This window comes from Pseudoalteromonas fuliginea (assembly GCF_000690055.1).
Taxonomy (GTDB): Bacteria; Pseudomonadota; Gammaproteobacteria; order Enterobacterales; family Alteromonadaceae; genus Pseudoalteromonas; species Pseudoalteromonas fuliginea.
Genome location: NZ_JJNZ01000303.1, coordinates 1 through 514, shown reverse-complemented (window position 1 = coordinate 514; position 514 = coordinate 1). Strand labels below are relative to the sequence as shown.

2 protein-coding genes are annotated in these 514 nt (G+C 42.4%); both read left to right on the top strand.

Annotated elements, in window-relative coordinates; translation table 11 throughout:
• Nucleotides 1–284: hypothetical protein (locus tag DC53_RS22490; RefSeq protein ID WP_033032884.1), on the top strand; the 284-nt coding region annotated here is incomplete at its 5' end.
• Complete coding sequence (locus DC53_RS22350; RefSeq protein ID WP_167331247.1) at nucleotides 274–447, top strand: hypothetical protein; 174 nt, start codon at nucleotides 274–276, stop codon at nucleotides 445–447. The genes DC53_RS22490 and DC53_RS22350, both read left to right, overlap by 11 nt.
• The last annotated feature ends 67 nt before the right edge of the window (nucleotides 448–514 follow it).

Below are 514 nucleotides of genomic sequence, written 5' to 3'. Positions count from 1 at the left end.
ACGAAGATAGATGGAGCGTTATCTTTAACCATATATCTGACAGGGATGGTGCAACACCAAACTTAATACGGATCGGCAAAGGCTCTGAGATTTATGGATTGTCTCTAATAATGTCCTATCTTGCGCTTAATAGTATGAATGCAGCAGAGGCAACTGTCATAGCTGAAAGCAACAACTATAAGCGCGGAGCTATCCTTATTGGAGCTACTGACACTCATAATCAAGATCGCTCTTACGCAGAAACAGTAACATTCGCAAGATTGGAGAAGCACAGTGAAAACTAAACTATTTAAATTTGCACTAGCGGCATTCTTAGCATTCTTGCCACTTCCATTCATCGCTGAAAGCTCTTACTTTCTTACAGGTGTTTACATTGTATTTGCAGTAATGATCTGCGGGGCAGCCGCTCGCGCATTGGGTTTAAAGGAGGCTATCAATGCCAACTAAACAAACATTATTACTCAGCGCAACGCTTTGGGGTGTTGTGATTTATGTGGCGATTAGAGAGGGGTGG